The sequence below is a fragment of the Flavimaribacter sediminis genome (assembly GCF_019492055.1).
Lineage (GTDB): Bacteria > Pseudomonadota > Alphaproteobacteria > Rhizobiales > Rhizobiaceae > Flavimaribacter > Flavimaribacter sediminis.
Map to the genome: position 1 here is coordinate 37,183 of NZ_JAICBX010000005.1, position 25,684 is coordinate 62,866.

General features: G+C 62.4%; 26 protein-coding genes. 16 read left to right on the plus strand and 10 right to left on the minus strand.

What is annotated here, in order from left to right:
• Positions 1–14: 14 nt before the first annotated feature.
• From uraD to K1W69_RS22130, 3 genes are all read right to left on the minus strand, one after another.
• On the minus strand, positions 15–509 hold the full coding sequence (gene uraD, locus K1W69_RS22120) for a 2-oxo-4-hydroxy-4-carboxy-5-ureidoimidazoline decarboxylase (RefSeq protein ID WP_220230645.1): 495 nt from the start codon (positions 507–509) through the stop codon (positions 15–17).
• A 2-nt stretch (positions 510–511) separates the two neighbouring features.
• A complete protein-coding gene (puuE, locus tag K1W69_RS22125) occupies positions 512–1,420 on the minus strand; it encodes an allantoinase PuuE (protein WP_220230646.1) in 909 nt (302 codons plus the stop codon).
• Positions 1,421–1,708: 288 nt separating this feature from the next.
• Entirely contained in the window at positions 1,709–2,206 is a 498-nt protein-coding gene (locus K1W69_RS22130) for a nucleoside deaminase (RefSeq protein ID WP_220230647.1), read from the minus strand.
• A 114-nt stretch (positions 2,207–2,320) separates the two neighbouring features.
• On the opposite strand from K1W69_RS22130, the gene K1W69_RS22135 reads away from it, so the two are divergent.
• From K1W69_RS22135 to K1W69_RS22170, 8 genes are all read left to right on the plus strand, one after another.
• Positions 2,321–3,226 carry a LysR family transcriptional regulator gene (locus K1W69_RS22135; protein ID WP_220230648.1) on the plus strand — a complete coding sequence of 302 codons (906 nt, stop codon included), beginning with the start codon at positions 2,321–2,323 and terminating at the stop codon, positions 3,224–3,226.
• A 125-nt stretch (positions 3,227–3,351) separates the two neighbouring features.
• Positions 3,352–4,008 (plus strand): hypothetical protein, encoded by a 657-nt coding sequence (locus K1W69_RS22140; protein WP_220230649.1) that lies wholly within the window; start codon positions 3,352–3,354, stop codon positions 4,006–4,008.
• Positions 3,995–4,990 carry a BMP family protein gene (locus K1W69_RS22145; protein WP_220230650.1) on the plus strand — a complete coding sequence of 332 codons (996 nt, stop codon included), beginning with the start codon at positions 3,995–3,997 and terminating at the stop codon, positions 4,988–4,990. Before K1W69_RS22140 ends, K1W69_RS22145 begins: the two co-directional genes overlap by 14 nt.
• Position 4,991: 1 nt before the next feature.
• Positions 4,992–6,512, plus strand: a complete 1,521-nt coding sequence (locus tag K1W69_RS22150; RefSeq protein WP_220230651.1) for an ATP-binding cassette domain-containing protein — start codon at positions 4,992–4,994, stop codon at positions 6,510–6,512.
• Positions 6,512–8,383, plus strand: a complete 1,872-nt coding sequence (locus K1W69_RS22155; RefSeq protein ID WP_220230652.1) for an adenine deaminase C-terminal domain-containing protein — start codon at positions 6,512–6,514, stop codon at positions 8,381–8,383. Before K1W69_RS22150 ends, K1W69_RS22155 begins: the two co-directional genes overlap by 1 nt.
• A gap of 21 nt (positions 8,384–8,404) precedes the next feature.
• A complete protein-coding gene (locus K1W69_RS22160) occupies positions 8,405–9,661 on the plus strand; it encodes an acyl-CoA dehydrogenase family protein (RefSeq protein WP_220230653.1) in 1,257 nt (418 codons plus the stop codon).
• A gap of 16 nt (positions 9,662–9,677) precedes the next feature.
• The gene (locus K1W69_RS22165) at positions 9,678–10,748 is read left to right on the plus strand and encodes an ABC transporter permease (RefSeq protein ID WP_220230654.1); all 1,071 of its coding nucleotides are present in this window, start codon (positions 9,678–9,680) and stop codon (positions 10,746–10,748) included.
• Positions 10,745–11,668 (plus strand): ABC transporter permease, encoded by a 924-nt coding sequence (locus K1W69_RS22170; protein WP_220230655.1) that lies wholly within the window; start codon positions 10,745–10,747, stop codon positions 11,666–11,668. The genes K1W69_RS22165 and K1W69_RS22170 overlap by 4 nt, the downstream gene beginning before the upstream one ends.
• 2 nt (positions 11,669–11,670) lie before the next feature.
• Here the strand turns inward: K1W69_RS22170 and add are convergent, their stop codons facing one another.
• On the minus strand, positions 11,671–12,792 hold the full coding sequence (add, locus tag K1W69_RS22175) for an adenosine deaminase (protein ID WP_258571286.1): 1,122 nt from the start codon (positions 12,790–12,792) through the stop codon (positions 11,671–11,673).
• Positions 12,793–12,891: 99 nt separating this feature from the next.
• On the opposite strand from add, the gene K1W69_RS22180 reads away from it, so the two are divergent.
• From K1W69_RS22180 to K1W69_RS22205, 6 genes are all read left to right on the plus strand, one after another.
• Entirely contained in the window at positions 12,892–14,184 is a 1,293-nt protein-coding gene (locus K1W69_RS22180; protein WP_220230656.1) for an NAD(P)/FAD-dependent oxidoreductase, read from the plus strand.
• 59 nt (positions 14,185–14,243) lie between these two features.
• Positions 14,244–14,564 (plus strand): ArsR/SmtB family transcription factor, encoded by a 321-nt coding sequence (locus K1W69_RS22185; protein ID WP_370688305.1) that lies wholly within the window; start codon positions 14,244–14,246, stop codon positions 14,562–14,564.
• Complete coding sequence (locus K1W69_RS22190; protein ID WP_220230657.1) at positions 14,561–14,764, plus strand: YgaP family membrane protein; 204 nt, start codon at positions 14,561–14,563, stop codon at positions 14,762–14,764. The genes K1W69_RS22185 and K1W69_RS22190 overlap by 4 nt, the downstream gene beginning before the upstream one ends.
• A 43-nt stretch (positions 14,765–14,807) precedes the next feature.
• Positions 14,808–15,800: an efflux RND transporter periplasmic adaptor subunit gene (locus K1W69_RS22195; RefSeq protein WP_220230658.1), complete on the plus strand. Its 993-nt coding sequence runs from the start codon at positions 14,808–14,810 to the stop codon at positions 15,798–15,800.
• Positions 15,797–18,994: an efflux RND transporter permease subunit gene (locus tag K1W69_RS22200; RefSeq protein ID WP_220230659.1), complete on the plus strand. Its 3,198-nt coding sequence runs from the start codon at positions 15,797–15,799 to the stop codon at positions 18,992–18,994. Before K1W69_RS22195 ends, K1W69_RS22200 begins: the two co-directional genes overlap by 4 nt.
• 62 nt (positions 18,995–19,056) lie before the next feature.
• Complete coding sequence (locus K1W69_RS22205) at positions 19,057–19,836, plus strand: class I SAM-dependent methyltransferase (protein WP_220230660.1); 780 nt, start codon at positions 19,057–19,059, stop codon at positions 19,834–19,836.
• Here K1W69_RS22205 and K1W69_RS22210 read toward each other — a convergent pair whose 3' ends face one another.
• Positions 19,837–20,454 carry a hypothetical protein gene (locus K1W69_RS22210; protein ID WP_220230661.1) on the minus strand — a complete coding sequence of 206 codons (618 nt, stop codon included), beginning with the start codon at positions 20,452–20,454 and terminating at the stop codon, positions 19,837–19,839.
• Entirely contained in the window at positions 20,442–20,696 is a 255-nt protein-coding gene (locus K1W69_RS22215; protein WP_258571288.1) for a zinc ribbon domain-containing protein, read from the minus strand. Before K1W69_RS22215 ends, K1W69_RS22210 begins: the two co-directional genes overlap by 13 nt.
• 82 nt (positions 20,697–20,778) lie before the next feature.
• On the opposite strand from K1W69_RS22215, the gene K1W69_RS22220 reads away from it, so the two are divergent.
• Positions 20,779–21,156: a MerR family transcriptional regulator gene (locus K1W69_RS22220; RefSeq protein WP_220230662.1), complete on the plus strand. Its 378-nt coding sequence runs from the start codon at positions 20,779–20,781 to the stop codon at positions 21,154–21,156.
• A 215-nt stretch (positions 21,157–21,371) separates the two neighbouring features.
• A complete protein-coding gene (locus tag K1W69_RS22225) occupies positions 21,372–22,187 on the plus strand; it encodes a bifunctional helix-turn-helix transcriptional regulator/GNAT family N-acetyltransferase (protein WP_258571318.1) in 816 nt (271 codons plus the stop codon).
• 33 nt (positions 22,188–22,220) lie between these two features.
• Here K1W69_RS22225 and K1W69_RS22230 read toward each other — a convergent pair whose 3' ends face one another.
• The 4 genes from K1W69_RS22230 to K1W69_RS22245 are packed head-to-tail and all read right to left on the minus strand — an operon-like array spanning position 22,221 to position 25,670.
• Positions 22,221–22,883, minus strand: a complete 663-nt coding sequence (locus K1W69_RS22230) for a DUF4286 family protein (RefSeq protein WP_220230663.1) — start codon at positions 22,881–22,883, stop codon at positions 22,221–22,223.
• Positions 22,880–23,689, minus strand: a complete 810-nt coding sequence (locus K1W69_RS22235; RefSeq protein ID WP_220230664.1) for an IclR family transcriptional regulator — start codon at positions 23,687–23,689, stop codon at positions 22,880–22,882. Before K1W69_RS22235 ends, K1W69_RS22230 begins: the two co-directional genes overlap by 4 nt.
• On the minus strand, positions 23,689–25,185 hold the full coding sequence (locus K1W69_RS22240) for a tripartite tricarboxylate transporter permease (RefSeq protein ID WP_220230665.1): 1,497 nt from the start codon (positions 25,183–25,185) through the stop codon (positions 23,689–23,691). Before K1W69_RS22240 ends, K1W69_RS22235 begins: the two co-directional genes overlap by 1 nt.
• The gene (locus K1W69_RS22245; protein ID WP_220230666.1) at positions 25,182–25,670 is read right to left on the minus strand and encodes a tripartite tricarboxylate transporter TctB family protein; all 489 of its coding nucleotides are present in this window, start codon (positions 25,668–25,670) and stop codon (positions 25,182–25,184) included. The genes K1W69_RS22240 and K1W69_RS22245 overlap by 4 nt, the downstream gene beginning before the upstream one ends.
• Positions 25,671–25,684 lie beyond the last annotated feature (14 nt).

The window sequence follows — 25,684 nt, forward strand, 5'->3', positions numbered from 1 at the left end:
ACGTCCATCTCCACTTACTCCGTTATTATTGTCTGCAGCCGCAGGCGGGCTATTTTCTCCACCTGCTCGCACGCGGTCCGGAGTTCCGCTTCGCTGCTGTTGTGAACACGCCTTCGAAAAGCGTCCAGAATATCCGTCTTGTCCAGCCCCTTGACCGCAATGATGAAGGGAAACCCGAACTTGTCGGTATACTCGGTGTTCAGACGCGTGAACTCGGCGTGTTCGTCCGGCGTTAACCGGTCGAGACCCGCGCCCGCCTGCTCGTTCCTTGAATCGTCCGTCAGTTCGCCGGCGATCGCCAGTTTGCCGGCAAGATCGGGATGCGCGCGCAGGACGGCTAGCCGTTGATCGGCGCCGGCGTCGCGAAACTTTTCGCACATTGCGGCGTGCACGTTTTCAAGCGTCAGCGGCTCGCCGATCCGGCCTGCGTCCCAGGCCTGTTCGGCGATCCAGGGCGAATGTTCGAAGACCCCGCCGCACGCCTCCAGAAACTGTTCGCGCGTCGTCATTGTCAGGCGCTCTCCGGCTTGTGATGTTCACGCCAGTGGCGCGCAATGTCGATGCGCCGCGGTATCCAGACCTTGTCATGCGAGGCCGCGTAGTCGAGGAAACGCGCCAGCGCCGCGGCCCGGTTGGGACGCCCGACAAGCCGGCAATGCAGACCGACCGACATCATCTTCGGCGCGCCCTCGCGACCTTCCTCATAAAGATAATCGAAGCCGTCCTTCAGATAGCTGTAAAACTGGTCGCCCGAATTGAAGCCCTGCGGCGTCGCAAACCGCATATCGTTGGCGTCCAGCGTGTAGGGAATGATCAGATGCGGACCGTGCGGCCCTTTGATCCAGTAGGGCAGGTCGTCGGCATAGGCGTCAGAGGTATAGAGGAACCCGCCCTCTTCCATCGCCAGGTCGGTCGAATGGATGGATGACCGGCCGGTGTACCAGCCAAGCGGACGTTCGCCGGTCACCTCGGTGTGGAGACGGATCGCCTCAATCACGTCTGCGCGCTCGGCTTCCTTGTCGTAGTCCTTGTATTCGATCCACTTCAGGCCGTGCGAGGCGATCTCCCAGTCAGCCTCCTTCATGGCCGCGACCGCTTCCGGATTGCGCTCCAGCGCCGTCGCGACGCCGTAGACTGTTACGGGCAGATTGCGGCTGGTGAACATCCGCCAGAGCCGCCAGAAACCGGCCCTCGACCCGTATTCGTAAATGGACTCCATATTCATGTGCCGCTGGCCGATCCAGGGCTGTGCGCCGACGATTTCCGACAGAAACGCTTCCGAGGCCTTGTCGCCATGCAGGATGTTGTTCTCTCCGCCTTCTTCGTAATTGATGACGAATTGCAGCGCGATCCTGGCGTCTCCGGGCCATTTCGGGTCGGGTGGCGTGCGGCCGTAGCCAATCATGTCGCGTGGATACATGGAGTTTTCCGGACTGTTTGTGGTTGCGATGAAAAATAGCATTCGGAGCGCCAAAACTCGACGCCCGGGAGCCCATTGTTTTCTTGAAACTGCCTATTGTAAAACTTTAAAGGGTTTCGCCCCGCAAGTTCTTGAAATTTAACGACCCGACCAGCCGGAACTACATTGCTTCTTTGCAGTGCGCACGAGCGTCACCACAGTCGCGGCGCCTTTGCGGTTTTGCACTACGGCTGGATTTTCGGTTGGTTGTTACGGATTGGTACGAGCGGTTTCCGGACACGACGGCGCTTAATCCCACACGCCTTCATGTAGTGCCGCGCCCTCGTCTTCGAGGATCGGACCCGTCACCTTCACCTCGCGCTGTCCGGAGGCAAAGACGATGCGGCAGGATAGATCGAGCGTCGGATTTTCCGGATGGTTGCCCGTAATGGTCTTCAGGCGCGCCTCGCTCAGGCCGTAGACAAGGCGTCCGAGCCCCGCCCAGTAGGCCGCGCCGGCGCACATCGCACAGGGCTCGGCGGAGGTGTACATGGTGCAGCCCTTCAGGAATTCCGGATCGTAGGCCTGAGACGCCCGTGTCATCAACACCCGCTCGGCGTGGCCAGTCATGTCGTGGTGCGGCAGAAATGCATTGCCCTGCTCCATCAGCACCGCATCGTCCGGACCGACAAGAATCGCGCCGAAGGGATGGCTTCCCTCGTCAAGCGCCTTTTTGGCGACCGCGAAAGCCTTTCGCATGAACCGGGTGTCCCGCTCTTCCGCCGATTCTTGCTTGCCTGATGCCATTTCCGATGTCCTGCCTTGGTATTTACACGAACGGTATCGCCTGTGAGCGCACGAACAAGCTTCAATTTTCGACGATACCGTGCGAATAATTGTTACACCAGAAACGGTGACCAAATGCAGCTACTTTCTTCCGCCGCCCTGATGATCGACGAAGTCGCCCGGTCCGGATCGATCCGCAAGGCGTCCGAGCGCCTGAACATTTCAGCATCGGCGATCAACCGGCAAATCCTCAATTTCGAACGCGACGCCGGGATCGAGTTGTTCGAGCGGTTGCCCCGCGGCGTCAGGCCCACGGCCGCTGGTGAACTGCTTCTTGCCGACATCCGGCGCTGGCGGCGCGAGCAGAACCGGGCCGAGGGGCAGTTGAAGGACATGACCGGCCTGCGCCGCGGCATCGTGCGCATCGGCGCCATGGAATGCTTTTCGACCGCTATCCTGCCCGAAGCGATCGCCGCCTTCCGCGCCGATCATATGCTGGTCGCAATCGACCTGCAGCTGGGCGGCACGGAAGAACTCATCAAGAAGCTTGCCGCCAACGAGATCGATATGGCGCTGTGCTTCAGCCCGCCGCATCGCACCCAGCTCTCGGTCGCCTACACAGCCGAATTCCCTCCTGGCATCGTCATGGCGCCGGACCATCCACTCGCCGGCGAGGAAACGCTGTCCCTGGCAGATTGCGCCAGCTATCCCTTCGTCCAGCCCGACCGCTCCCTGCCGTTGCGCAACCTCATCGACCACGCCTTCAGCCGCGCCGGTATTTCCCATCCGGTCGTCACCACGACCAATTCCATCGCGGCGGTAAAGGCGCTCGTCGCAGCCGGGGACAGCCTCGCCATTCTCAACGAGCTCGATGTGCATAACGAACTCGCCCGCGGCGACCTCCTTCAGAAACCGATCGAAAGCAACCCGGTCACGTCCGAGACGTTATCGCTGTGCACAGCGCACGGCTATCGACCGAGCGCCATGGCGCAATCGATGATTGATACCCTGAAACAGCATCTTCCCCCACACAAGCGCTGACCACACTCTGCTGCGATGCAAAAAATCGTACGCTCCATGCATAATTCTATGCTTGTGCGCACACTTGGCCAGTGAAACTCTTGAACGAGTAAAGTTGTTTATATCGTTTCGGAGTACACGCCAAATTGTCCGCCAATCTGCTCAACTGCAGACCATACGCCCGGCTGGTCGGTCTAGCCGGCGCAATCATGGCGGTGTTGACGACAGCGATTGCGGCGCCTGATCCCGCCGCTGGCACAGAGATCGATCTTCCAAGGTGGGTATCCGGCCTGCCGCCCTATTTTCTGGTTTCCGGCGTAAAAACCGAACCCACTTATGTGGCGCGCATCGACATCTGGCGCGATGGCGACAATTTCGGCGTCGTCGGCGGCGCGCCGGCCTGGGCGATGCGCGCCCTGCAGGCCGTCAGCGTTTCCCCGGACGGCCTGGTGAGCGAACTCGCCTGCCCCGAGAATGCATTCTGTGGCGACGCCAGCGACGCCGGTGGATATCTGTCTACGGCCGCGCTGGTCGCCGCGGCCCGGAAGAATGCAATCAAGGGGGCTGCTACCGTACGTCAATTTGGCGATTACGAGGTCGTGTGTGTTCCAGCCGAACAACTTGGCGTCGCCGATCCCATTCTCGATCCCTGTTTCGAGCTTCAATCCGGGGCAACGCTCGCTCTGCTGCACCGCATGAGCCAGACCTTTGACGGACCAAGCCTGTCCGTGTCTCCACTGGCCGTGGAAATCCCATCCTCCCCACCGAAAACACCGCAAGGATATCACCATGCTGAATATTGATCGCAGACTGTTTTCCAGGCTCGCCATCGCGCTTGCCGCCACCACCGCGCTCTCCATGCCGGCGCTCGCCGCAGACAAGCTCAAAGTCGCTCTGCTGGTGCCGGGCCTCGCCAATGACGGCAGCTTCAACCAGGTCGCCCGCGAGGCGATGGAAAAGCTTGCCGAGGAAGGCAAGGTCGAGTTCGAGCTGCGCGAGCAGCAGGCGGACCCGGCCACATCCGAACCGGTTATTCGCCAGTACGCCTCGCGCGGCTACGACCTGATCATCGGACACGGCATCGAGCTCAGCGAGCCCATCCTCACCGTCGCGTCCTCCTTCCCGGACATTCATTTCGCAGCGTCAGGCGGCATGGACCTCGCCGATCGGCTGATCGCGAATGTCGACGGATGGACCTACGATTTCGCGCAGCTCGGCTATCTGAACGGCTTCATCGCCTCCAAGCTCAATGACGTCAGCGTCATCGGCATGGTCGGCGGTCCGGAATTGCCGTTCCTTGTCGCCAGCCATGAAGGCTTCAAAGCCGCTCTCAAGGAAGCGGGATCCGATGCTGAACTCATCGAAGTCTATACCGGCTCCTTCGACGACGCTCAGAAATCCGCAGAAGTCACGCGTGGCATGATCGCCCAGGGAGCCAAGGTGATCTGGACATCGGGCGACGGCATCGGCAACGGCGTTGCAGCCGCAGCGTCACAGGGCGACGCCTATACGCTCGGCGTGTCCGGCGACGCCGGCGGTCTTGCAAAGAGCGTGAATATCGCAAGCGTCGATCTCGACATGTATCCGACGTACACGGCCTATATTGACGATATCAATGCTGGCTCTTTCGGCGATAAGTTCTTCATCTCCGGTATCGGCAATGGCGGCCTGGTCGCAACACCGATCAACGATGTCGGCGACATTGTGCCTGACGATCTCGGCAAGGAAGTCTCCGACCTCGTTAGCGCGCTGGCGTCGGGTGAAAAGACCCTGCCGCAGTTCTGATATGCCGCAGTCGGCGCACCCGCTCCTTTCGGCGCAGGCCATTAACAAGCGGTTCGGCGCGGTCACCGCGCTGTCCGATGTGGCCGTTGAGCTGACTGCAGGGCAGGTACGTGCGATTGTCGGCGAGAACGGCGCCGGCAAATCGACGCTTGCAAAGATCCTGGCGGGCATCTACGCGCCGGATTCAGGAACGGTTCTGTGCAACGGCGAACCTGTGACGCTGTCCGATCGCCGGGCCGCCCGTGATCTCGGCGTTGCCTTCGTGCCGCAGAGCCTGTCTTTCATCGGCACGCTGACGCTGGTTGAAAACCATATGCTTGCCCAGACCGGATGGCGGCTCGACCACGATGCGACCCGCGCGGCCTTGCAGGCGGCCGCGGCTGAGGTCGCGCTCGACATCGAGACAGACCGGCCGATCGAAACACTCGGTCTCGCCCAGCGCCAATTGGGTGAAATCGTGTCGGCGATCGCCGCCGGTTCGAAGGTTCTGTTGCTCGACGAGCCGACATCCGCGCTCGGACCGCGCGAAATAGAAGCGCTGATCGCCACCATGCGCATGCTGGCCGAAAAGGGCCAGGCGATCGGACTGGTCACGCACAGAATAGAAGAAGTCATGCAGGGCGCCGACACGGTCACCGTCCTGAGAGGCGGCGAACTGGTGTTCGACGGAGAAACGACCGGTCTCGACGGCGATTCCATCGCCCGGTTGATGGTCGGTGACCGCAATCGCGACCGCGTCGAGCTCGGAAAGATCCAGACCGACTGGAAACGCCTGATGGCCGAACATCTCCGCGTCGAGCGCGACGGGCAGATGCTGATCGAGGATATCGGTTTTACGGTTCGCCAGGGAGAGATCCTCGGCGTCGCCGGCGTTTCTGGCCCCATGCAGCCTGCGCTGGCCGAGGCCTTGGCCGGCCTTCTCGCTCCGGTCTCGGGTTCGGTCAAGGTCGATGGCGTCAACATCGCAGGTCAGCCCGCCCGGGCCCGCAAGGTGGGTCTGGCCTATGTGCCCGAAGACCGGACACGCGGCGTTGTCGGCGGACTGAGCACCGCCGAGAACGCCAGCCTGTTCAGGATCGGTCAAAAGGCGATGACACGGTTCGGACTTCTGCGCGATCGTCAGGCTGAAACCGAACTCGGCGCCGACATCATCCGCCGTTTCGACGTGCGGCCGCCCGACCCGTCGCTGCACGCCGGCGGCCTGTCCGGCGGCAATCAGCAGAAATTGCTGGTCGGGCGCGAACTGAACGACGATCCGGCGGTGGTCATCGCTCACGGCCCCGCCAAGGGCCTCGACCTGTCGGCCGCCGCCGCGATACGCACAGCGCTTGTCGATGTCGCGGCCAAAGGCGCGGCGGTCGTCGTCATATCCGCCGATCTCGATGAACTCATGGAAATATGCCATCGCCTTGTGGTTCTTTCCGGGCGACGCATCAGCGGCGTCTTCGACCTTGCCGAACCGCTTGATATGGGCCGCCTCGGCCAGGCCATGGCGGACGCCGCCCCGCTGGAGACTGCTTGATGACATCCGATCCGATCAATTTCCCCACCACCGGCACAGCCTATGCCCCTTCGGTCGACGAGATCATGAATCTGCGGCGGGTGGCCGCTGGCCAGGAAGCGCCGGACATGATCGTTCGCGGCGGCAAGGTGCTGGCTCTGCATACCGGCGAGGTTCTGGAGCGCGACGTCGTCGTCGCAGGACGGCACATCGCCGCGATCACGCCGGTCGGACATTTCGACTGCGACATGGTCGTCGACGCAACGGGCCAGTACGTTGCCCCGACCTTTATCGATGTCCACATCCACATCGAATATACAAAGCTGGTTCCAGGTGAATTGGCTCGGATTTCCATTCCGCGCGGCACGACGACGGTGCTCGCCGACGCCAATTGCATGGCCAATGTCTGCGGCGAGCCGGGGCTTGACTATATGGGGGCGACGTCGACGCCGCTGAAAATCTTCCGGCAGGTGTCCGCCAAGGTGCCCGGCGCTCCGGATCTCGGGCTGAACGCCCAACACCTCACGCCGGAGCAGATCATAGACCGCGTGCAGCGCCCAGACGCCGCGACCTTTGGCGAATCGAGCCCGTTCGACATGGATGTGGAATCCGCGCGCAAGCGCGCCGCCGCAATCGCGGCCGGCAAACGGCAGACCGGTCATACGGCCCTTCTCGAGAACGAGCCGCTCTGGGCCTATCTGGCCGGCGGCGTCAGCGACGATCACAACGCACACGCCACCAGGGATGTGGTCGAGCGGTTGCGGCTCGGTTCGGTGCTGACCGTCATGGCGGGCTCGATGAACGACAACACGCCGGAGGTTTTCGCCGATATCGCAGCTCTCGGCGACGGGCTGAACCACATCACATTCTGCGCCGATGACAAGTATTGCGAGGATCTGGACGCGACCGGCCATATCGACCATCACGTCCGCGAGGCGATCAAATGCGGCGTGGAGCCGATGAAGGCCTGGCGCATGGCGACGCTCAACGCCGCGCTCTACTACCGGCTCGACCATTTGATCGGATCGCTGACGCCCTCGCGTATCGCCGACATACAGATCGTGCCTGACCTTGCCGATGCGCGACCGTCGACCGTCATTGTGGACGGCAAGGTCGTGGCGCGCGACGGCAAGCCCTTGTTCGAAAACACCGACCCTATTCCGGATTTCGCCCGAAATACCGTCCACCTCAACCCGAAACTCGATGCTTCGTCCTTCGCTGTTCGCAGCAACGCGTCGCAGGTCTGGGTGCAGGCGATGGAGATGTATGACGGCTACTTCAAGCGCGCCTTCCACGCCGAATTGCCGGTTATCGACGGCGACGTCGCCTTCGATATCGAGCGCGATATTCTCAAGGTCGCGATCATCGACCGGCACCACGGCACGGAATCCGTCGGCATCGGTTTCGTGCGCGGCTTCGGCCTGAAGCGCGGCGCCATGGCCGCCACCACCACCTGCGACAACCAGAATCTGGTCATTGTCGGCACATCGAACGAGGAAATGTCGTTCGCCATAGAGGCCATCAACCAAATCGGCGGGGGTCTCGTCGCCGTCGCCGATGGAGAAATATTGGGTTCGGTGCCGCTGGCGGTTGGCGGTTGCATGAGCGACCAGCCCTGGGAGACCGTGCGCGACCAGTCGCTTGCCTGCAATGCGGCCGCCGCCGATATCGGTTGCACGATCCAGGGTCCCTACATGATCATGTCGTTCATCGGCCTGACCGCCGTTCCGGATCTCGGTCTGACCGAACAGGGTCTTGTCGAGGCGAAAACCCAGCAATTCATCGATCTTATCCTTTCCGAGAATAACGGCGTTGTCGGATGCCGTTGTCCGAGCCACGCCCACCTTGTCCACAAGCTGATGGACGCGGACAGTTTCAACAAAAGCGAATAGAACCTGCGGAGCGACGTTCCCGTGCTTACCACCCAAACCAAACTCACCCCCCTGCTTGGAAAAGCCTTTCCGGCCAACCGGATCGAGCCGGAGTTTCATGACCTGTTCGCTCGTCTGGAGCAGGTGATCGAAACCGACATTGCGCCGATGGCGAAAGAGGTCGACGCGGCCGGACGCTATCCGACCAAATCCATCGCGGCCCTGAAAACAACCGGCGTGCTTCACCAGATCGTGCCGTCTGCTTTCGGCGGCGTCGGAGTTCCCTCTCGGGTAAGCATGGAGATCCAGCTCCGCCTCGCCATCGCCGATTCTGCTGTCGCACAACTCTACAAGGTACATGACGAAATCGTTCGCGAAATCTACACCTATTGCCCAGAGGGGCTGAAACCGCGCCTCGCCAGCGCGATTCTTTCAGATGACGCCATCATCGGCCTTGCTGTCGCCGAATCCGGCAAGACCGTGACCGATCCGATGAAGACGACCGCCTTGAGACGGCCCGAGGGCGGTTTCACCATCGAAGGCGTCAAGATCTACACAACCGCCGCTGCGGAAGCGGACTATATCGCCGTCTGGGCGTTCAACCCGCAGGCCGAGGGCGTCGACGACAATCCGCTCAACGGCCTGCAGCTCAATCTCGTGCCGCCCTCGACGCCGGGCGTCACGATCCACCGCGACTGGGATGCTCTCGGCCAGCGCGGCACCGATTCCGGCATGATTACCTTCGCCGACGTCAAGACGGATCCCGACTGGATGGCGAACGAACCCGGCCGGGTGTCGCCTGTCAGCGCCTCGCTGCGCTATCAGCTCGGATTTTGCGCGATCATGATCGGCAACGCCATCGGCGCGCTTCGCGAGGCGGCCGCCTTCGTTCCCGCAAAGAGCCGCCCATGGCCTTCGGCCGGCGTCGACAACGCCGCCGACGATCTCCTCGTGCGCCGAACCATGGGCGAGCTGACCGCGCCGCTGGTCGCCGCCTACTCGCTGATGATGGACGGCGCAGACCTGCTCGACGAATTCGAGGCGGGCAATATATCGCGCACAGATCTCGCCATTCCCGTCTACGCCGCCAAGATTGCGGCCGACAAGGCGGCGCTCGCCGCAACATCGGATGTCTTTGCGCTGATGGGCACCCGCTCGGTCGCCGGCAAGAACGGTTTCGATCGCTACTGGCGAAATGTGCGGACGATAGCCCTGCACGATCCGGTCAACTGGAAACAGGAAGAAATCGGCCGGCACCTCCTGACTGGCTGGGAGCCGGAACCGGGGCTTTACCAGTAATGTCCGGACGCAGATCATGACGGGGCGTTCCGGCGCGCGAGCCGGCATGGCGCTGGGCTTCGTGCTGGTCATCGTAGTCGCGCTGATCTGGCTGGCCGGCGCCAATCCCCTGCACGCCTTTTCCGGTTTGATCGAGGGCACGCTTGGCGACAGTTACGTCATCGCCGAAACGCTGGTGACGGCGGCGCCGCTTGCAATCGTGGCGCTCGGCGTCATGCCGGCGCTGAGAGCAGGCGTATTCACCATAGGATCCGAGGGTCAGCTGGTGATCGGCGCCATGGTTTCCACAGCCGTCACACTCTCCTTTCCAGGCTCGGGACCGGAGTACCTGGCCATCGGCATCCTGGCCGGCATGGCCGGCGGCATGCTCTGGGCTTTGCTTCCGGCGCTGCTGCGCGCCTATCTGCACGTCAATGAAATCCTGTCGACACTGCTTCTGAATTACATTGCGGGTCATCTCCTGCTCATGATGTTGAACGGTCCGCTCAAGGCCAATGCGCAGATCGCAACGCCGCGCAGCGATCCATGGCCGGCGGAGGCCCACCTGCCCTACCTTCTCGATGGAACGCGGCTGCACGCCGGCGTCTTGCTGGTCCTCGCGCTGCTCGTCGCCGCCATGATATGGACACGCACCGCAAGCGGTCTTCGCTACGGGCTGCACGCGTCGCAACCGGAGCTTTCGGCGCGGTTGGGTCTTTCCGAACCGCGGGCGGTGATCGCCACCATGCTGGTCGCCGGCGCGGCGGCAGGCGCGGCCGGCTGGATGCAGGTGAGCGGTCTGACACACACGCTCTATCCAAGCGTCGGCGGCGGCCTGGGTTTCACAGGCATTCTCGTGGCCCTTCTCGGCGGACTGAACCCGGTCGGCATCGTGGCGGCGGCTCTCGTGCTGGGCGCGCTGGACACCGGCGCGCAGGGCATGCAGATCGGCACCTCCGTGCCGGCGTCCATCGCCGAGGTCATACAGGGCCTGCTGTTGCTGGCTGTCGCTCTCGTCGTCGCCGGCCGCTCGCTCAAATCGCCGGGCTCGAAGCAAAGGCCCGCGAAACCTGAGCAGGTTGCGCACATGAAGGAGGCGACGCCATGAACTGGCACGATCTCCTGTTCTGGGAAGTGGTTCTCGCCGGCGCCGTCCGGCTCGCAACGCCGCTGATCTTCGCCGCTCTCGGAGAAATGCTGACCGAGCGATCCGGGCTGATCAATCTCGGCGTCAACGGCATCATGACGGCCGGCGCCTTCGCCGCGGTGGTCGGCTCGAGCATGTTCGGCTGGACCGGCGGACTGCTGGCGGCTGCAATCGTCGGCGGCCTGTACGGCCTGCTGATCGCCTTGTCGGTCATCAAAGGCGGCGCCAACCAGATCATCGTCGGCATCGCCATCGCTTTCGTCGGCACGGGTTTGACGGATTATCTCTTCAAGATATGGCAGCCGTCGGGCCAGTCCGCCATGTTCGTGCCGCTGGTTCCGACATTGAAAATACCTGGCCTCGCAGAGCTGCCCTTTTTCGGACAGTTGCTGTTTTCGCACACCCTGTTGACCTACGCCGCCCTGGCGCTGCTTGCCGGCGTCTCCTTCTACATGGCGCGCACCAGAGGCGGACTTCGGCTGAGAGCCGTCGGCGACGACCCCGAAGGCGCCAGCCTGCAGGGAATCCGCGCCGACCGCATCCGCATGGCCGCCGTTATCGTCGGCGGTGTACTGATGGGTATTGGCGGAGCCGCCATCACCATCGGTTTTCTCGGATCATTTACCTCGGGCGTCGTGGCCGGGCGCGGCTATGTCGCTCTGGCCGTCGTCATCATCGGCCGCTGGACGCCCGCCGGCGCGCTCGTCGGCGCCCTGCTCTTCGCCTTTTTCGACAGCCTTAGCCTCAGAAGCGAAAGCGGCTTCGCCGGGGTGCCGACCGAGCTCTTCTACATGCTGCCCTACGCCGCCACGCTGTTCGTGCTGGTGCTCTCGGCCCGCGGCAAGGCCGGCCCTCGCGCGCTCGGCCGCGAACCGGGCTAGCTCTACCAGGCGTCTATGTCTTTCAGGATGTCAGCTTTCAGATTGTCGTCGGCGAAGGAGGCGCGCACGGAGTTGCGCGCGAGTTCACGGACCGTCTCCGCGTCCCAGCCATTGGCGCCGGCCATGTTGGCGTATTCCTGTTCGAGGCTGAGACGCAGCGGAGCCGGGTCGTCCGTGTTGACGGACACCGTCACGCCGGCCTTGCGGAGGTTCTCGAAGGGATGGGCGGCAAAGTCCTCATAAAGACCGAGCGTCAGGTTCGACGACGGGGTAACGCCAAGCGCGATGTCGTTGTCGATCAGCATGCTGATGACTTCGTCGTCCTCGATGGCGCGCACTCCATGGTCGATGCGTTCGGTCTGAAGCAGTTCGATGGCGTCGCGCACGCCGTCCGGACCGCTCGATTCGCCGGCGTGCGCTGTGCGGCGCAAGCCCCCTTTCGCCGCCCGCCTGTAGGCTTCTGCAAATCGCGGCCCGGTGCGCCCGGCCGCAGTCTCGTTCCCGTCGATCGACAAGGCCACGACCCGCGGATGCTTCAGTTCAACAAGCAGGTCAGCCAGTTCGACGCCCTCCTCAGCCGTCTGCTGGCGCAAAAGGCTGATGCAAAGCATGGATGGTTGGTAGCCATCCTCTTCGGCTTCGCTGAACCCGGCGTGCAGTCCGTCCAGCATGCCAGCAATATCCTTTTTCCAGTGCTCCCAATGCGTTGGATTGACGATCACGTCGCTGTATCGCACGCCAGAGCCGCTCTGCCGCTTTGCGAAGGCGTAGGCCGCCCGCGCCAGTTGGTCGCGGGTGCGGACAAGCCCGCAGGTCCAGTCCAGAAATGCGAGAAAATTGCTGAGCGACGACACATCGTAGAGCTCGCCGGGCGGACGCGGCAGCTCTTCGCCCGCTTCCGCGGCCAGCGCGGCGATATCGTCCGGCTCGAAACATCCTTCCAGGTGAATATGTATTTCCGCCTTGGGCAGCGCGATAAAATCCACAGACCAGTCCTTTCTGTTGCTGCATTGCAGTCTGCCCATGGTCGGCGCGGTGACAAGGAGAAAGTTGCGCCTGCCATGTGCGCGAAATCGCAACGCTCGTCCAACCGCCGCCAACACGGTTGCACCGTCCGGAGTCATCCTTTGCACTTTCTCCTTGCATTTATTTTAGTAATTGCTAAATTAGTATAATCTAATTAATTATTTCGATCGCTTCGCCGCGTCGAAAAGGAGGAGAAAATGAAAAACATTGTGGTTCTTGGCGCCGGCCTCGGCGGCGTAATCATGGCTTATGAGATGAAGGAAAAGGTGGGGAGCACGGCCAACGTCACGGTCATCAACGAAGGCTCCACCTATTCCTTCGTTCCGTCGAACCCGTGGGTCGCGGTTGGATGGCGCGACCGGGACGACATTTCCGTCGAGCTGGAGCCGGTATTCTCCCGACGCGACATCGCCCTCAAGCCGCAGGGCGCGAAAAAGGTCCATCCCGAAGAAAACCGGGTTGAGCTCAATGACGGCGAGATGGTGGATTACGATTATCTGATCATCGCGACCGGTCCCGATCTCGCCTTCGACGAAATCGAAGGGCTCGGGCCGCAGGCCTGCACCGAATCCATCTGCCATATCGATCATGCAATGGATGCAAAGCAGTCCTTTGAAAAGCTGGTCGAGAAGCCCGGTCCCGCCATCATCGGCGCTGTCCAGGGCGCCTCCTGCTACGGTCCGGCGTACGAATTCGCCTTCATCGTCGACACCGCCCTGAGGCGCGCGAAAAAGCGCGACCAGGTGCCAATGACCTTCGTCACACCGGAACCCTATATTGGCCATCTCGGCCTCGACGGCGTCGGCGACACCAAGTCGCTGCTTGAGAGCGCGCTTCGCGATCAGCACATCAAGTGGATCACCAACGCCCGCGTCAACAGGGTTGAAGAAGGCGTCATGCATGTCGAGGAGGTCAACGAAGACGGCAGCCTGAAAAAGGCCCATGAACTGCCGTTCTCGTTCTCGATGATGTTGCCGGCCTTTCGCGGCGTCTCGGCCGTCTCCGGCATCGAGGGCCTGACGAACCCGCGCGGTTTCATCACGATCGACAAGCACCAGCGCAACGGAAAATACCCGAACGTCTTTGCAATCGGCGTCTGCGTGGCGATCCCGCCCGTCGGCGAGACCCCGTTGCCCGTCGGCGTGCCGAAAACCGGGTTCATGATAGAGTCCATGGTGACTGCGACCGCCGAAAACGTTTCCGCGCTCATCAAGGGCGACGAGCCCCGCGCCGTGGCCACCTGGAACGCGATCTGCCTGGCCGATTTTGGCGACAAGGGCATCGCCTTCGTCGCGCAGCCGCAACTCCCGCCGCGCAACGTCAACTGGTCTTCCCAAGGCCGCTGGGTTCACGCCGCCAAGATCGGCTTCGAGAAATACTTCCTGAGGAAGGTCCGTAGCGGCAAGAGCGAAACGTTCTACGAAAACCTCGCTCTCGATGTGCTCGGCATCAAGAAGCTCAAGGAAATCCACATGGAAGACGCCGGTTGAAACAGCTCCGCCAGATAAAGGAAGACGCCCCGTCTGGCACGGACGGCAAGCTTGGCGACATCGGTCCGCTCATCGAGCGGTCACACGAGGTCGCCCGGCTGCTCAAGCTCCTGTCGAACCAGAAGCGGCTTCTGATCCTGTGCCGGCTGGCGGCCTCGGGAGAATGCGCGGTCCACGCGCTGGCCGAATATGTTGACCTTAGTCAATCCGCCCTGTCCCAGCATCTGGCAAAGCTGCGCAAGGAAGGTCTGGTGACCTACCGGCGCGAAAGTCAGGTTCTCTACTACTCGATCGGGGATGCAAACCTCCGGTACCTGCTCACGACCCTCAAGGAAATCCACTGTCCGGACCCGGACCTGAAAAAGGAGAAAGAAAAATGAACATTGATCGCGCCGTTATGGCCTTTGCAGGCGTTGTTATCCTCGTATCCGTCACACTTGGCTACTTTGTCTCGCCCGGGTGGTTTCTGCTTACCGCCTTTGCTGGCCTGAACATGATCCAGTCTTCCTTCACGGGCTTTTGCCCGGCTGCTATCGTGTTTAAAAAGCTCGGCGTCAGAGCGGGCAACGCCTTTTCCTGACCGCAACTATAACGGGCCGCCGAAGCCTGAAAGGGACGAAACGATGAGACGACCACTCACGGCACTGACGATTGCCGTCGTTTTTGCGACTTCCGCCTCTGCCGCCGATTTTGTGATCGAGCCGACCACGGTTCCGGTCATGAAGTCCGTCTTTGGCCAGGTCCAGAGCCGCGACACGCTTCCGGCGCGCGCGCGGATCGGTGGAACCGTCGTCGAAATCCTCATCGATGAAGGCGACGCGGTTCAGTTCGGCGACGAGATCGCCAATGTGGTCGACGAGAAAATCGCGCTCCAGCTCGACGCAATAAATTCCCGGCAAGCAGCCATCGAGGCGCAACTCGAAAACGCCAGAACCAATGTCGAACGGGCGAGAAAGCTCTTCGAACGCGGCACGGTCGCAAAGACGCGCCTCGACGAGCAGCAGACCGCCTTCGACGTGCTCCAGAACCAGCTGGACGCCATCGAGGCCGACAAGTCGGTGATCGTCCAGCAGGCGAAGGAAGGCACGGTGCTGGCGCCGGCTTCCGGCCGTGTGCTGTCCGTGCCCGTTTCGCAAGGTTCCGTCGTTCTGGCCGGCGAAACCATCGCCCGTATCGCAGGCGGCGGCTATTTTCTGCGCCTGTCGCTTCCCGAACGCCACGCCGCCGGCATCAAACAGGGCGACGAGGTGACCGTCGGCGCTCGCGGGCTCACGCCTTCGGACGACGGCGAAAAGCTGACCACCGGCCATGTGGCGAAGGTTTATCCGGAGATTTCCGACGGCCGCGTCACGGCCGATGTCGAAGTCGACAATCTCGGCGATTTCTTCGTCGGGGAACGAACCCTCGTCACCATTCCGATCGGCTCCCGCGAGACTTTGTTGGTGCCGCGCCCGGCCCTGATGACCCGCCACGGCATGGATTACGTCACGGTTCTCAAGGGCGACGAGGAAACCGAAGTCACGGTTATTCCCGGTGAATCCTTCACGATCGACGGCGAGGATTTCATTGAAATTCTGACCGGTCTGCGCGCCGGCGATACGGTGGTCGCACCATGAATCTCGGTATCGCAGGCCGCCTGACTCAGGCCTTCATCACCTCTCCGTTGACGCCGCTTTTGCTGCTGGCTTCCTTCGCGGTCGGTCTGATCGCGCTGATGACGCTGCCGCGCGAGGAAGAGCCGCAGATTTCCGTGCCCATGGTGGACGTCCATGTCCAGGCCAACGGCCTGAAGGCCGACGACGCCGTCAAGCTGGTGACGGAGCCGCTGGAGACCATCCTCAAATCCATCGACGGCGTCGAACACCTCTATTCCCAGACCAATGACGACCAGGTCATGGTGACCGCCCGCTTCGAGGTGGGAACCAGTTCCGACGCCGCGATCCTGAGGGTGCATGACAAGGTCCGCGCCAATTACGACCGCATACCGACCGGCATTCCCGAGCCCCTGATCGTCGGCCGCGGGATCGATGACGTTGCGATCGTCACCGTCACATTGGCTCCCGATCCCGAAGCGCCCGGCGTCTGGACCGCCAATGACCTGACGCGGCTTGCCCGCGAAGTGCTGGTCGAGATCACAAAGCTGGAAGATGTCGGCTTCACCTATGTCGTCGGCGACCAACCGGAAGAGCTGCGCATCGAACCGGACCCGGAAAAACTGTCTCTTTTCGGCGTCACGCTACAGCAGTTGGCTGGCAAGCTGACCGGCGCCAACCGGTCGCTTCAGGTCGGACAGGTGCGCGAGGGCCAGGAACAGGTCGGGCTGGTCGCCGGCCAGACCCTGCAGGGCGGCGTTCAAATCGGCAATCTGCTGGTTACGGCGCGCGACGGCAGGCCCGTCTATGTCCGCGATCTCGCCAATATCGACCTGATCACCTCGCCAAACGAGACCTACGTGTCTCACATCGCCCGCGACGGCGATACGCTGTCGCGCGTGCCCGCAGTCACCATCGCCATCGCCAAGCGGCCAGGCTCCAACGCCGTGGTGATCGCCGAAAAAATCCTGCACCGGCTTGAAGCGATCGAGGCCGAGCTTGTGCCCGAAAGCGTCGAAATGACGGTGACGCGCAACTACGGGGAATCGGCGAACGAAAAAGCCAACGAACTGCTGTTCCACCTCGGGCTGGCGACCATCTCGATCGTCCTTCTGGTCGCGTTCGCCATTGGCTGGCGGGCGGCGATTGTCGTCGCCATCGTCATACCCACGACCATTCTGCTCACCCTGTTCGCGGCCTGGATCATGGGTTACACGCTGAACCGCGTCAGCCTCTTCGCCCTGATTTTCTCGATCGGCATCCTCGTCGACGACGCCATCGTCGTCATCGAGAACATCGCCCGGCACTGGGCGATGAATGATGACCGTCCGCGCGTCCGCGCAGCGATCGAGGCGGTCGCCGAGGTCGGCAACCCGACCATCGTGGCGACGCTCACTGTCGTCGCCGCGCTGCTGCCGATGTTGTTCGTCTCCGGCCTGATGGGTCCTTATATGAGCCCGATACCGGCGGTGGCGTCCGCGGCGATGATCTTCTCCTTCTTCGTGGCCGTCATGCTGACGCCGTGGCTGATGATGCGCATCGCGGCCAAGGCCTCCGCCCATGGCGACGGGCATCACGAGACGATCGGCGCGCTTGGCCGGGTCTATATCGCCGTCGCCCGGCCGATCCTGAAAACCCGGTTCCGCTCCTTCGTCTTCCTGATGCTGGTCGGGATTGCGACGCTGGGCTCGCTCGCAGCCTTCTATACGCAGCACGTCACGGTCAAGCTGCTGCCGTTCGACAACAAGACCGAATTGCAGGTCGTCGTCGACATGCCGGAAGGCACGTCGGTCGAGGAGACCAACCGTGTGCTCGAGACCGTCAGCCAGCGGCTCGCCGACATCGAGGAAGTCACCTCTTTCCAAACCTATGCCGGGACCTCCGCCCCGTTCAACTTCAATGGTCTGGTGCGGCACTACTATCTGCGCAGCATGCCCAATCAGGGCGACGTACAGGTCAATCTGGTCACGCGCGAGCACCGCGACCGCACCAGTCACCAGATCGCGCTCGACATTCGCGAGCGCCTCGCCGGTCTTGATGTCCCGGAAGGAACGGCCATCAAGGTCGTCGAGCCGCCGCCCGGCCCGCCTGTCCTGGCGACGCTGCTGGCCGAAGTCTACGGCCCGGACGGCGAAACCCGCCGCGCCGTTGCGGAGAAAATCCGCGAAGCCTTCCTGAAAGTGCCTTATGTCGTGGACGTCGACGATTCTTTCGGCGTGCAGTCGCCGCGGATCCGCATGCTCATCGATGAGGACAATCTGGAGTTCTTCGGCGTTGAACACAGCGATGTTTTCGAGACGATCTCCGCCTGGTTCGGCGGGCAGACCGTGGGTTATTCCCACCGCGGCGATGGCCGGCATCCGATCGCCATCACCGTCGCGCCGTCCAAGAGCGACAGGGTCGTCGACGAACGGGCGCTTTCAACGCCGGTCGCCGCCAACCTTCTGCCGGGCAACCGCAGCATCGTGGAGCTGGGCGACGTCGTCACCATTCGCGAAGAGAAGTCGAGCTACCCGATCTTCCGCCACAACATGCGCTCCACAGAGATGGTCATGGGTGAGCTTGCAGGCGAGTTCGAGGCGCCTGTCTACGGCATGATCGCCGTCGCCAATGCGCTCGACGAGATCGACTGGGGCGACCTGCCGAAGCCGACGATCAAGCTCAATGGCCAGCCGGAAGACGAGAGCCAGCCGGTTCTGCTGTGGGACGGCGAGTGGGAAGTGACCTGGGTCACCTTCCGCGACATGGGCGCTGCCTTCATGATCGCCCTGGTCGGCATTTATATCCTCGTCGTCGCCCAATTCGGCTCGTTCAAGGTGCCGCTGGTCATCCTGACGCCGATCCCGCTGACCTTCATCGGCATCATGCTCGGCCACTGGCTGTTCCATGCTCCGTTCACGGCGACGTCGATGATCGGCTTCATTGCGCTTGCCGGCATCATTGTTCGCAACTCGATCCTGCTCGTCGACTTCGTCAAGCACACGCGGACACCGGATCGCGAACTGATCGACGTGCTCCTGGAAGCCGGCGGCATTCGCTTCAAGCCGATCCTGCTGACGGCGCTCGCCGCAATGATCGGCGCCGCCGTCATCCTGACGGACCCGATCTTCCAGGGTCTGGCCATCTCGCTGCTCTTCGGGCTCGCTTCGTCGACGGCGTTGACCGTTTTGGTGATCCCGGCGATCTACATCTTGCTGCGGGGCGGCCGCCGGGCGTAGAAAGCATCCACCGGCTGCAGCCTCCGTCATGACGACGGAGGCGGTCGGCGGAGGATGACACAATGAGCAGCCGCAACGCCTGGAACAACCCCTTCGAGAAAGGCGGATCGGACTACGCCCGTTTCCGCCCCACCTATCCGCAGTCGCTCGCGGACGCCTTGGCGGATCTGTGCGGATCGACCCGCCACGCCCTCGACGTCGGCTGCGGCAACGGTCAGTTCTCCTGTCTTCTCGCCACCCGCTTCGATACGGTCACGGCCACCGATCCAAGCGCGGAGCAGATCGAGAACGCGTTTCAGGATCCGAAGGTAGAGTACCGACAGGAGAGCGCCGAGGCCATCGGCCTTGCCGATGACAGCGCCGATCTTGTCGTCGCCGCGCAAGCGGCGCACTGGTTCGATCTCGACGCCTTCTACGCCGAGACGCAGCGGGTCGCGTGTCCGGGCGCCGTCATCGCGCTTGTTTCCTACGGGGTGCCGGAACTGGATGGCGACATCGGACAGCGCTTTCACGATTTCTACTGGACGGAAATCTTCGAATACTGGCCGGCGGCGCGCCGCCATGTCGAGGACGGCTATGCGGCGATGCCCTTCCCCTTCCCCGAACTCGCCCTGCCCGACATCGCGATCGAGCGCCAATGGACGCTCGGAGAGTTGCTCGGCTATGTTTCGACATGGTCGGCGGCGAAGGCTGCAAGAAAGGCGGGCGCCGAAGCGGCCATCGACGTGTTTGCGAAAGAGCTGGCGGATCTCTGGGGCGCGGCCGAAATGGTTCGTACGGTCCGCTGGCCGATCAATGGCCGGATCGGGCGCATCGAAAAGGAGCCCGGGTCGAAACGATGATCAGCGCTCGAGCTTGCGGATGATCTTTTCGATCCGCTTGCGCTTGCTTTGCGCCATGTGATCGTCGAGACGACGCATCAGGACATCCCGGAAAGCCCGGTACTCCGACTTGTCCAGGACCGGAAAGATCCTTTCGGCATACAGGGGCAACTGGTTGACGGCCGCCGTCTCGAGCCGCTCCAGCATCAGGGCGATCAAGATATTCATGGCCTGATCTTTGGCGATGACGCTGCCGCGGTCGGCGGCGTCGAGGATAACGTTCAGATGTTGACCGGCAATTTTGTGCGGCGCCACTTCGGCCACACAGGCAAGGGCCGTCAGGCTGCCCCAGACGATCCGGTTATTGTTGCTCTGGAGCCGCTCCATCAGAATGGCCATGTGCTGCACGATCAGATGCGGCTTGCGCGCGCCGATCTCGTAGAGAACCTTGACCGCGTCGGACTGTATGGCAGACGATCCGAAGGTGAGGCATTCGGCCACCGCCTTGACGCCGCCTGCATCGTCGGCTTCTGCCAGTTCCTCGGCGAGCTCCACATTGGGGCCCTCGTCCCGCCGTCCCTGGCTGCAGGCGAGCCGGTGTTCGATATCGGGACCGGTCTGCGGCTTCAGTGCTGCCATCGTTCGAGTCTCGGAATACCGCGGGTAAAGAGCCAGGCCATGATACGCGGCATACCTTTCTTCTGGAGCTGAACCACGCAGTGTTCCTGCATCTCGGAAACCGTAAAGTCCGGATGCACAAACCGGCCGTTCTCGTAGCAAAGCGAGCAGTACCGGCCGCTGCGGGAGCCGTCGGCTTCGGAGCCGCCGCCCTTCGGGTCCTTGTTGAGGGGCATTCCACAACTCTGGCATTTACCGCTCATGGGTCTCTCCATACCGCTCGGGGCTCTTGAAACCATCGCAAAACCGTTGTCTATAGTCAATGGTTTTGATTCGAGGAACAGAATGCGTATTGGCGAACTGGCGAAACGAACGGGCCTCAGCCGTGACTCGATCCGCTTTTATGAGAAGAACGGGCTGATCCGGTCGGATCCCGGTGACGAACCGTCGAACAATTACCGCGACTATCCGGAAGACCTGTTGCCGACGCTGGAAATGATCGCGGAGGCACAGGCGGCCGGTTTCACCATTTCCGAGCTTCGCAGGTTCATGGCGCAGCTTGATGCCGCCTCCATCCACGATTTCGATGGCGAGGCATTTCTTCAGGGAAAAATCGAGGAAGTGGAGCGCAACATCATCAGATCGAAGCGCTTTCTGGAAACGCTGAAAGCAGCAAAGTCAGCACTCGCAATCGGCGGTGTGGACGACACGGATCCAGACTGAACGCGCTTTCATTCCTGGCCAGCCGACTTGTGTTGATGTGTCGCGTCGGTTAATTTGCCTAAAGCAATATATATTTGTTATTGGCAAAATTATGCCCGAATTTGAAGTCCCCGCGGAAAACGTAGCCGCCGTACGGAGATTCAAACCGCTTTCACACACGCCTCGTGGGCGCGCTGAACGATCGGCTACTCTCCTCCGAATTTTCGTTGCCGCAGATGCGGATCCTCTACGAGGTCGCCAATGCGCCGGCCGGCGGCCGCGTCTCTGCCGCCGATCTCGGCCGCGACCTCGTCCTCGATGCGGGCTATCTCAGCCGGCTTATTGTCGGGCTTGAAAAAAGGGGGCTCATCACCCGCCTTCCCTCCCGGGACAATGCGAAACGGCTGGATCTGGAACTGACGGAAAAGGGTCGGGCCACCTTTGCGAAACTGAATGCGGCATCGGCGGCGGAGGTCACTGCACTGCTCGGCAGGCTCCACCCGAGCGAACAGCGCCAGCTGGTCGGGTCCATGCACCGGATCGAGCGGCTGCTCGGTACGAACGGACCGGACCGCATCGTCACGCTTCGCGATCCGGAGCCCGGCGACTTTGGCGCCATCATCCATCGTCAGACCCGGCTCTATGCAACCGAATATGGCTGGGACTGGACCTTCGAGGCATTGCTTGGAGAGATCGTCTCGAAATTCATCACCAAATTCGATCCCGCCCGGGATCGCTGCTGGATCGCCGAAAGCGAGGGCGAGATCATTGGCTCCGTCTTCGTGACGCGCGAAGATGACGAGATCGCGAAGCTGCGCATGCTTTACGTCGAGGAATCGGCGCGCGGCATGGGTCTCGGCCGGCGTCTCGTGGACGAGTGCATCCGCTTCGCAAAGGCGCGAGGATACAGCCGCATGGTGCTCTGGACCAACGATATCCTCGTATCCGCCCGGCGCATCTACGAGGCGGCGGGTTTCACTTTATTCGAAGAAGAACCGCATCACAGTTTCGGCAAGGACCTTGTCGGTCAGATGTGGGAGCGGGATCTCTGATCTTCAGATAGCGGCAAAAGTTGAATTTCCGATTCAATTCAGATGGGCTTCATACACTGAGCTCTCCATTATGAAATCCAGCCGGTAAAGGCCTGACGCCGTCACTGGCGGCGTATCGCATTCCGGCGATGCCAGGATCGCGTCCACGGCCGCCTTCAACGGCTCGGCCATTGGCCCCTCGGCCAAAAGGATTGCGCGCGAGGTCTCGTCCTTCTTGCCGCGCATGGCTGATTCAGCCGTTTCGAGCACCGCTTCGCCGCAGCGTTCCAAAAGGTGTACGGCCGACAGGTTCTTCGACCGGATGAGCGCCGTGGCGACCGGCGCTGCAAGGTCAGCGTCGCAATCGAGCCGCAAAGCAATCACGAAGCCTGCGGCGCCATGGCCTGTGCTCGCAACGACCTGGCAGGGCGTCCGCGAGAAGTTCGTGAAATGGGGCACGACCCGGCGCGTCCATTCCGTCGGGTCGTTCAGCCGGGATAGATAGGTTTCGGAGAAAAGGATGTCCGGCGTTTCAGTCTCGTAGAAATTGAAATACGTCGGTTGACCGTCCACCGCCGCATAGCGCCGCGCGCGCAGGAAACCCGGAACCGTCAACCGCTCGGGAATATGCTCGTGCACATGCCATCGGATGAATTCCGCGTCGTGACCTTCCTCCATGCCGTTCCAGATGGCGAGGACGCCCTGTCCCGGAGTCATGCCGCCCCCTGATCCGGCACATCGGTGTCGAGATGAATCTTGATTGGCCAAAGTGACGACAGGCGTTTCGCCGCGGTCATGACGCGAGGCGCGATCTCTGCGATGCGGGCCGGCGTCATGCGGGCGCTCGGACCAACGACGATTACCGAGCCGACGACCTTGTCGGACGCCACGCCCTCGAAAATCGCGGCGGCGACGGCGTTGACGCCGATGGACGCCTCTTCCATCGCGGTCGAATAGCCGCGCGAGCGTATCGACTCCAGCTCGTCCTGCAACGCCCGCATGGTGCGCAGGGCATTGGGGCCCATGTCGCCAGCGTCTGGGAAACCTTGCGCAAGAACCACCCGCGCAGCTTCCTCGTCGGTGAGCGTCGCAAGCCAGGCCTTGCCGGCGGCGGTCGCGTGCAGCACCGCCTGCCGGCCGAGATTGCCGTCGTAGCGCAGGCCATCGCGCGCGCCCTGCGCCTCTGCGACCCAGGCCATGCTGTCGCCGCCCACCACCACGGCGAGGCGAACGAGCTCGCCCGTCTCCTTGGCGAGAAGCCGCATGTCCGGATGGCAGATGTCCCGTATGCCGGTGGCGTTGAGATGGGCGAAGCCGAGAATGGCGAGCTTGAGCGTGGCGCTATAGCGCTGAACGTCCTCCTCCTGCTCGATATAGCCGCGCTTTACCCACACTTGCAGCAGGCGGTGCGCCGCCGATTTGGGCATGTCGAGCTGGCGGGCGATTTCAGCCAGGCCCACCGGCCTTTCCGCCTCCTCGATCAGTTCCAGAATATCGATCGCTCTCTGGAGTTGTACGGACATTACTGCTTCCTGGCCTGCTGTCGTTTCACTTGTGAATTCCGGGGACGTCGGCGAACGCCGGCGAAGATCGCGGCCAGGCAGACCGCGACCAGCACGAGCGCTATCGGTCGGGTGAAGACCTGCGTTGGGTCCCGATCGATCAACTGTAGCATGCGGCGCAGATTCTGGTCGACCATGCCGCCGAGGATGATGCCGAGAATGAGCGGCGCCATGGGATATCGCATCAATCGCATGGCGAGGCCGAGCAGACCGAAAGCAAGCACGACATAGATATCGAAGACACGTTGCGTCAGGGCATAGGGCCCCAGCAGGCAAAGACAGAAGATCACGGGGGTGAGAAACTCCCGCGGGACCTTCAGCACCAGCAGCAGCGGCCGCGACAGGGCGAGCCCCATGACGGCCATTGCGATGGTGCCGAAGATGACCATCCAGCACACCGCGGCGACGAAATCCGGGTTCTCGATCATTATCATCGGGCCGGGCCGGACATTGTGTATGAACATGGCCGCAAGCAGAACGGCGGCCGGGGCGGAACCCGGGACGGCGAGCGTCAGCGCCGGAATGATGGCCGAGGGCAGCGCGGCGCTGTTGGCGGTTTCGGCGGCGATCAGCCCGTCATCCGACCCCTTCGTGAATTCATCGGGCGTTTTCGAGGCGCGCCGCGCGGCGCCGTAGGAAATCCAGGCGGCGACATCCTCGCCGACGCCCGGAATCACGCCGATGGCGATGCCGATGATACACGAGCGGATAACCGTGACCTTGCGGCGGATCATGTCCCGGAAATTCGACAGGAGCGGTGTCGCCTGCATGGGCGCGTCGACCATGCGCGCCTTGCCCGAACCCAGCGACATAAGCAGCTCCGAAATCCCGAAGGCGCCGACCATGGCCGGAATCAGCGCAATGCCAGCGGCGAGATCCAGACTGCCATAGGAAAAGCGGGGATAGGCGTGCATCGTCTCCTGACCAACCGTCGCGATGGCGAGGCCGAGGAAGCCTGCGATCCAGCCTTTCAGGGGATCGTCGGCGGCCGTCATCCGGCCTGCGACGATGATCCCGACGATCCCGAGCAGGAAGTATTCGGTCGAGCCGAAGCCGAGCGCCAGTTCGGCGAGCAGCGGCGCGATAAGCGCAAGCGCGACGCCGCCGATCAGGCCTCCGGTGAGCGATGCCAGGGTGGCAAGCCCCAGCGCGCGGTGCCCCATGCCGTTTCTCGCCATCGGATGGCCGTCCAGTGCGGTGGCCGCATTGGCGGGCGTGCCCGGAATGTTGAGAAGGATGGCGCTGCGGCTACCTCCGTAGATCGAGCCGATATAGAGGCAGATCAGCACGAGAATCGCCTGCTGGCCGACCATCGCATAGGTGAGCGACGTCATCAGCGCCAGGCCCATCGTCGCGGTGAGGCCGGGCAGTGCACCGATGACGATGCCGCCGAGCGTCGCCCAGAGTACGTTGAAAAGCGTCGTTGCGCTGGCGAGTTCGAGAAAGGCGTCGATCATGGCAGCCGGATCAGGAAAACATGCTGGAACGTCATCGGAACGAGCACCGCGACGACGAGAATGACGAGGGCAAATGCCGCGGCGCGACGGACGATCTCCTCACGCGGGCCGCGCCACGAAACGAAGAGAGCGGCAAAGGCCACGCAAAACCCCGCGAGAAGAAGACGGAAATCGATGTGTCCGATCAGGGCGATAGTAACCGTCATCAGTCCGAGGCCGGTCAGCATCGGTCGCCACGCCAGTCCGTCCGCTGACGAGGCTGGTGCGGGACGTCGCACGGTTCGAAGGGCCAGCAGGGCCCCCAGCAAAAGCAGGACGACGGCAATGAAGCCGGGAAAGATCGCGGGCGCCGTCAGAACGGTTCCACGATCTGCATAAGTGGGCATGGCCAGCGATGCGGCAAGCATCCCGGCGCCAAGAACGATCAGTATCGATCCGGTTGCGAGATCGGCGGCATGAAGCCGCCGACCATTGAGTTCGCTCACGATCCCGCTTCCGG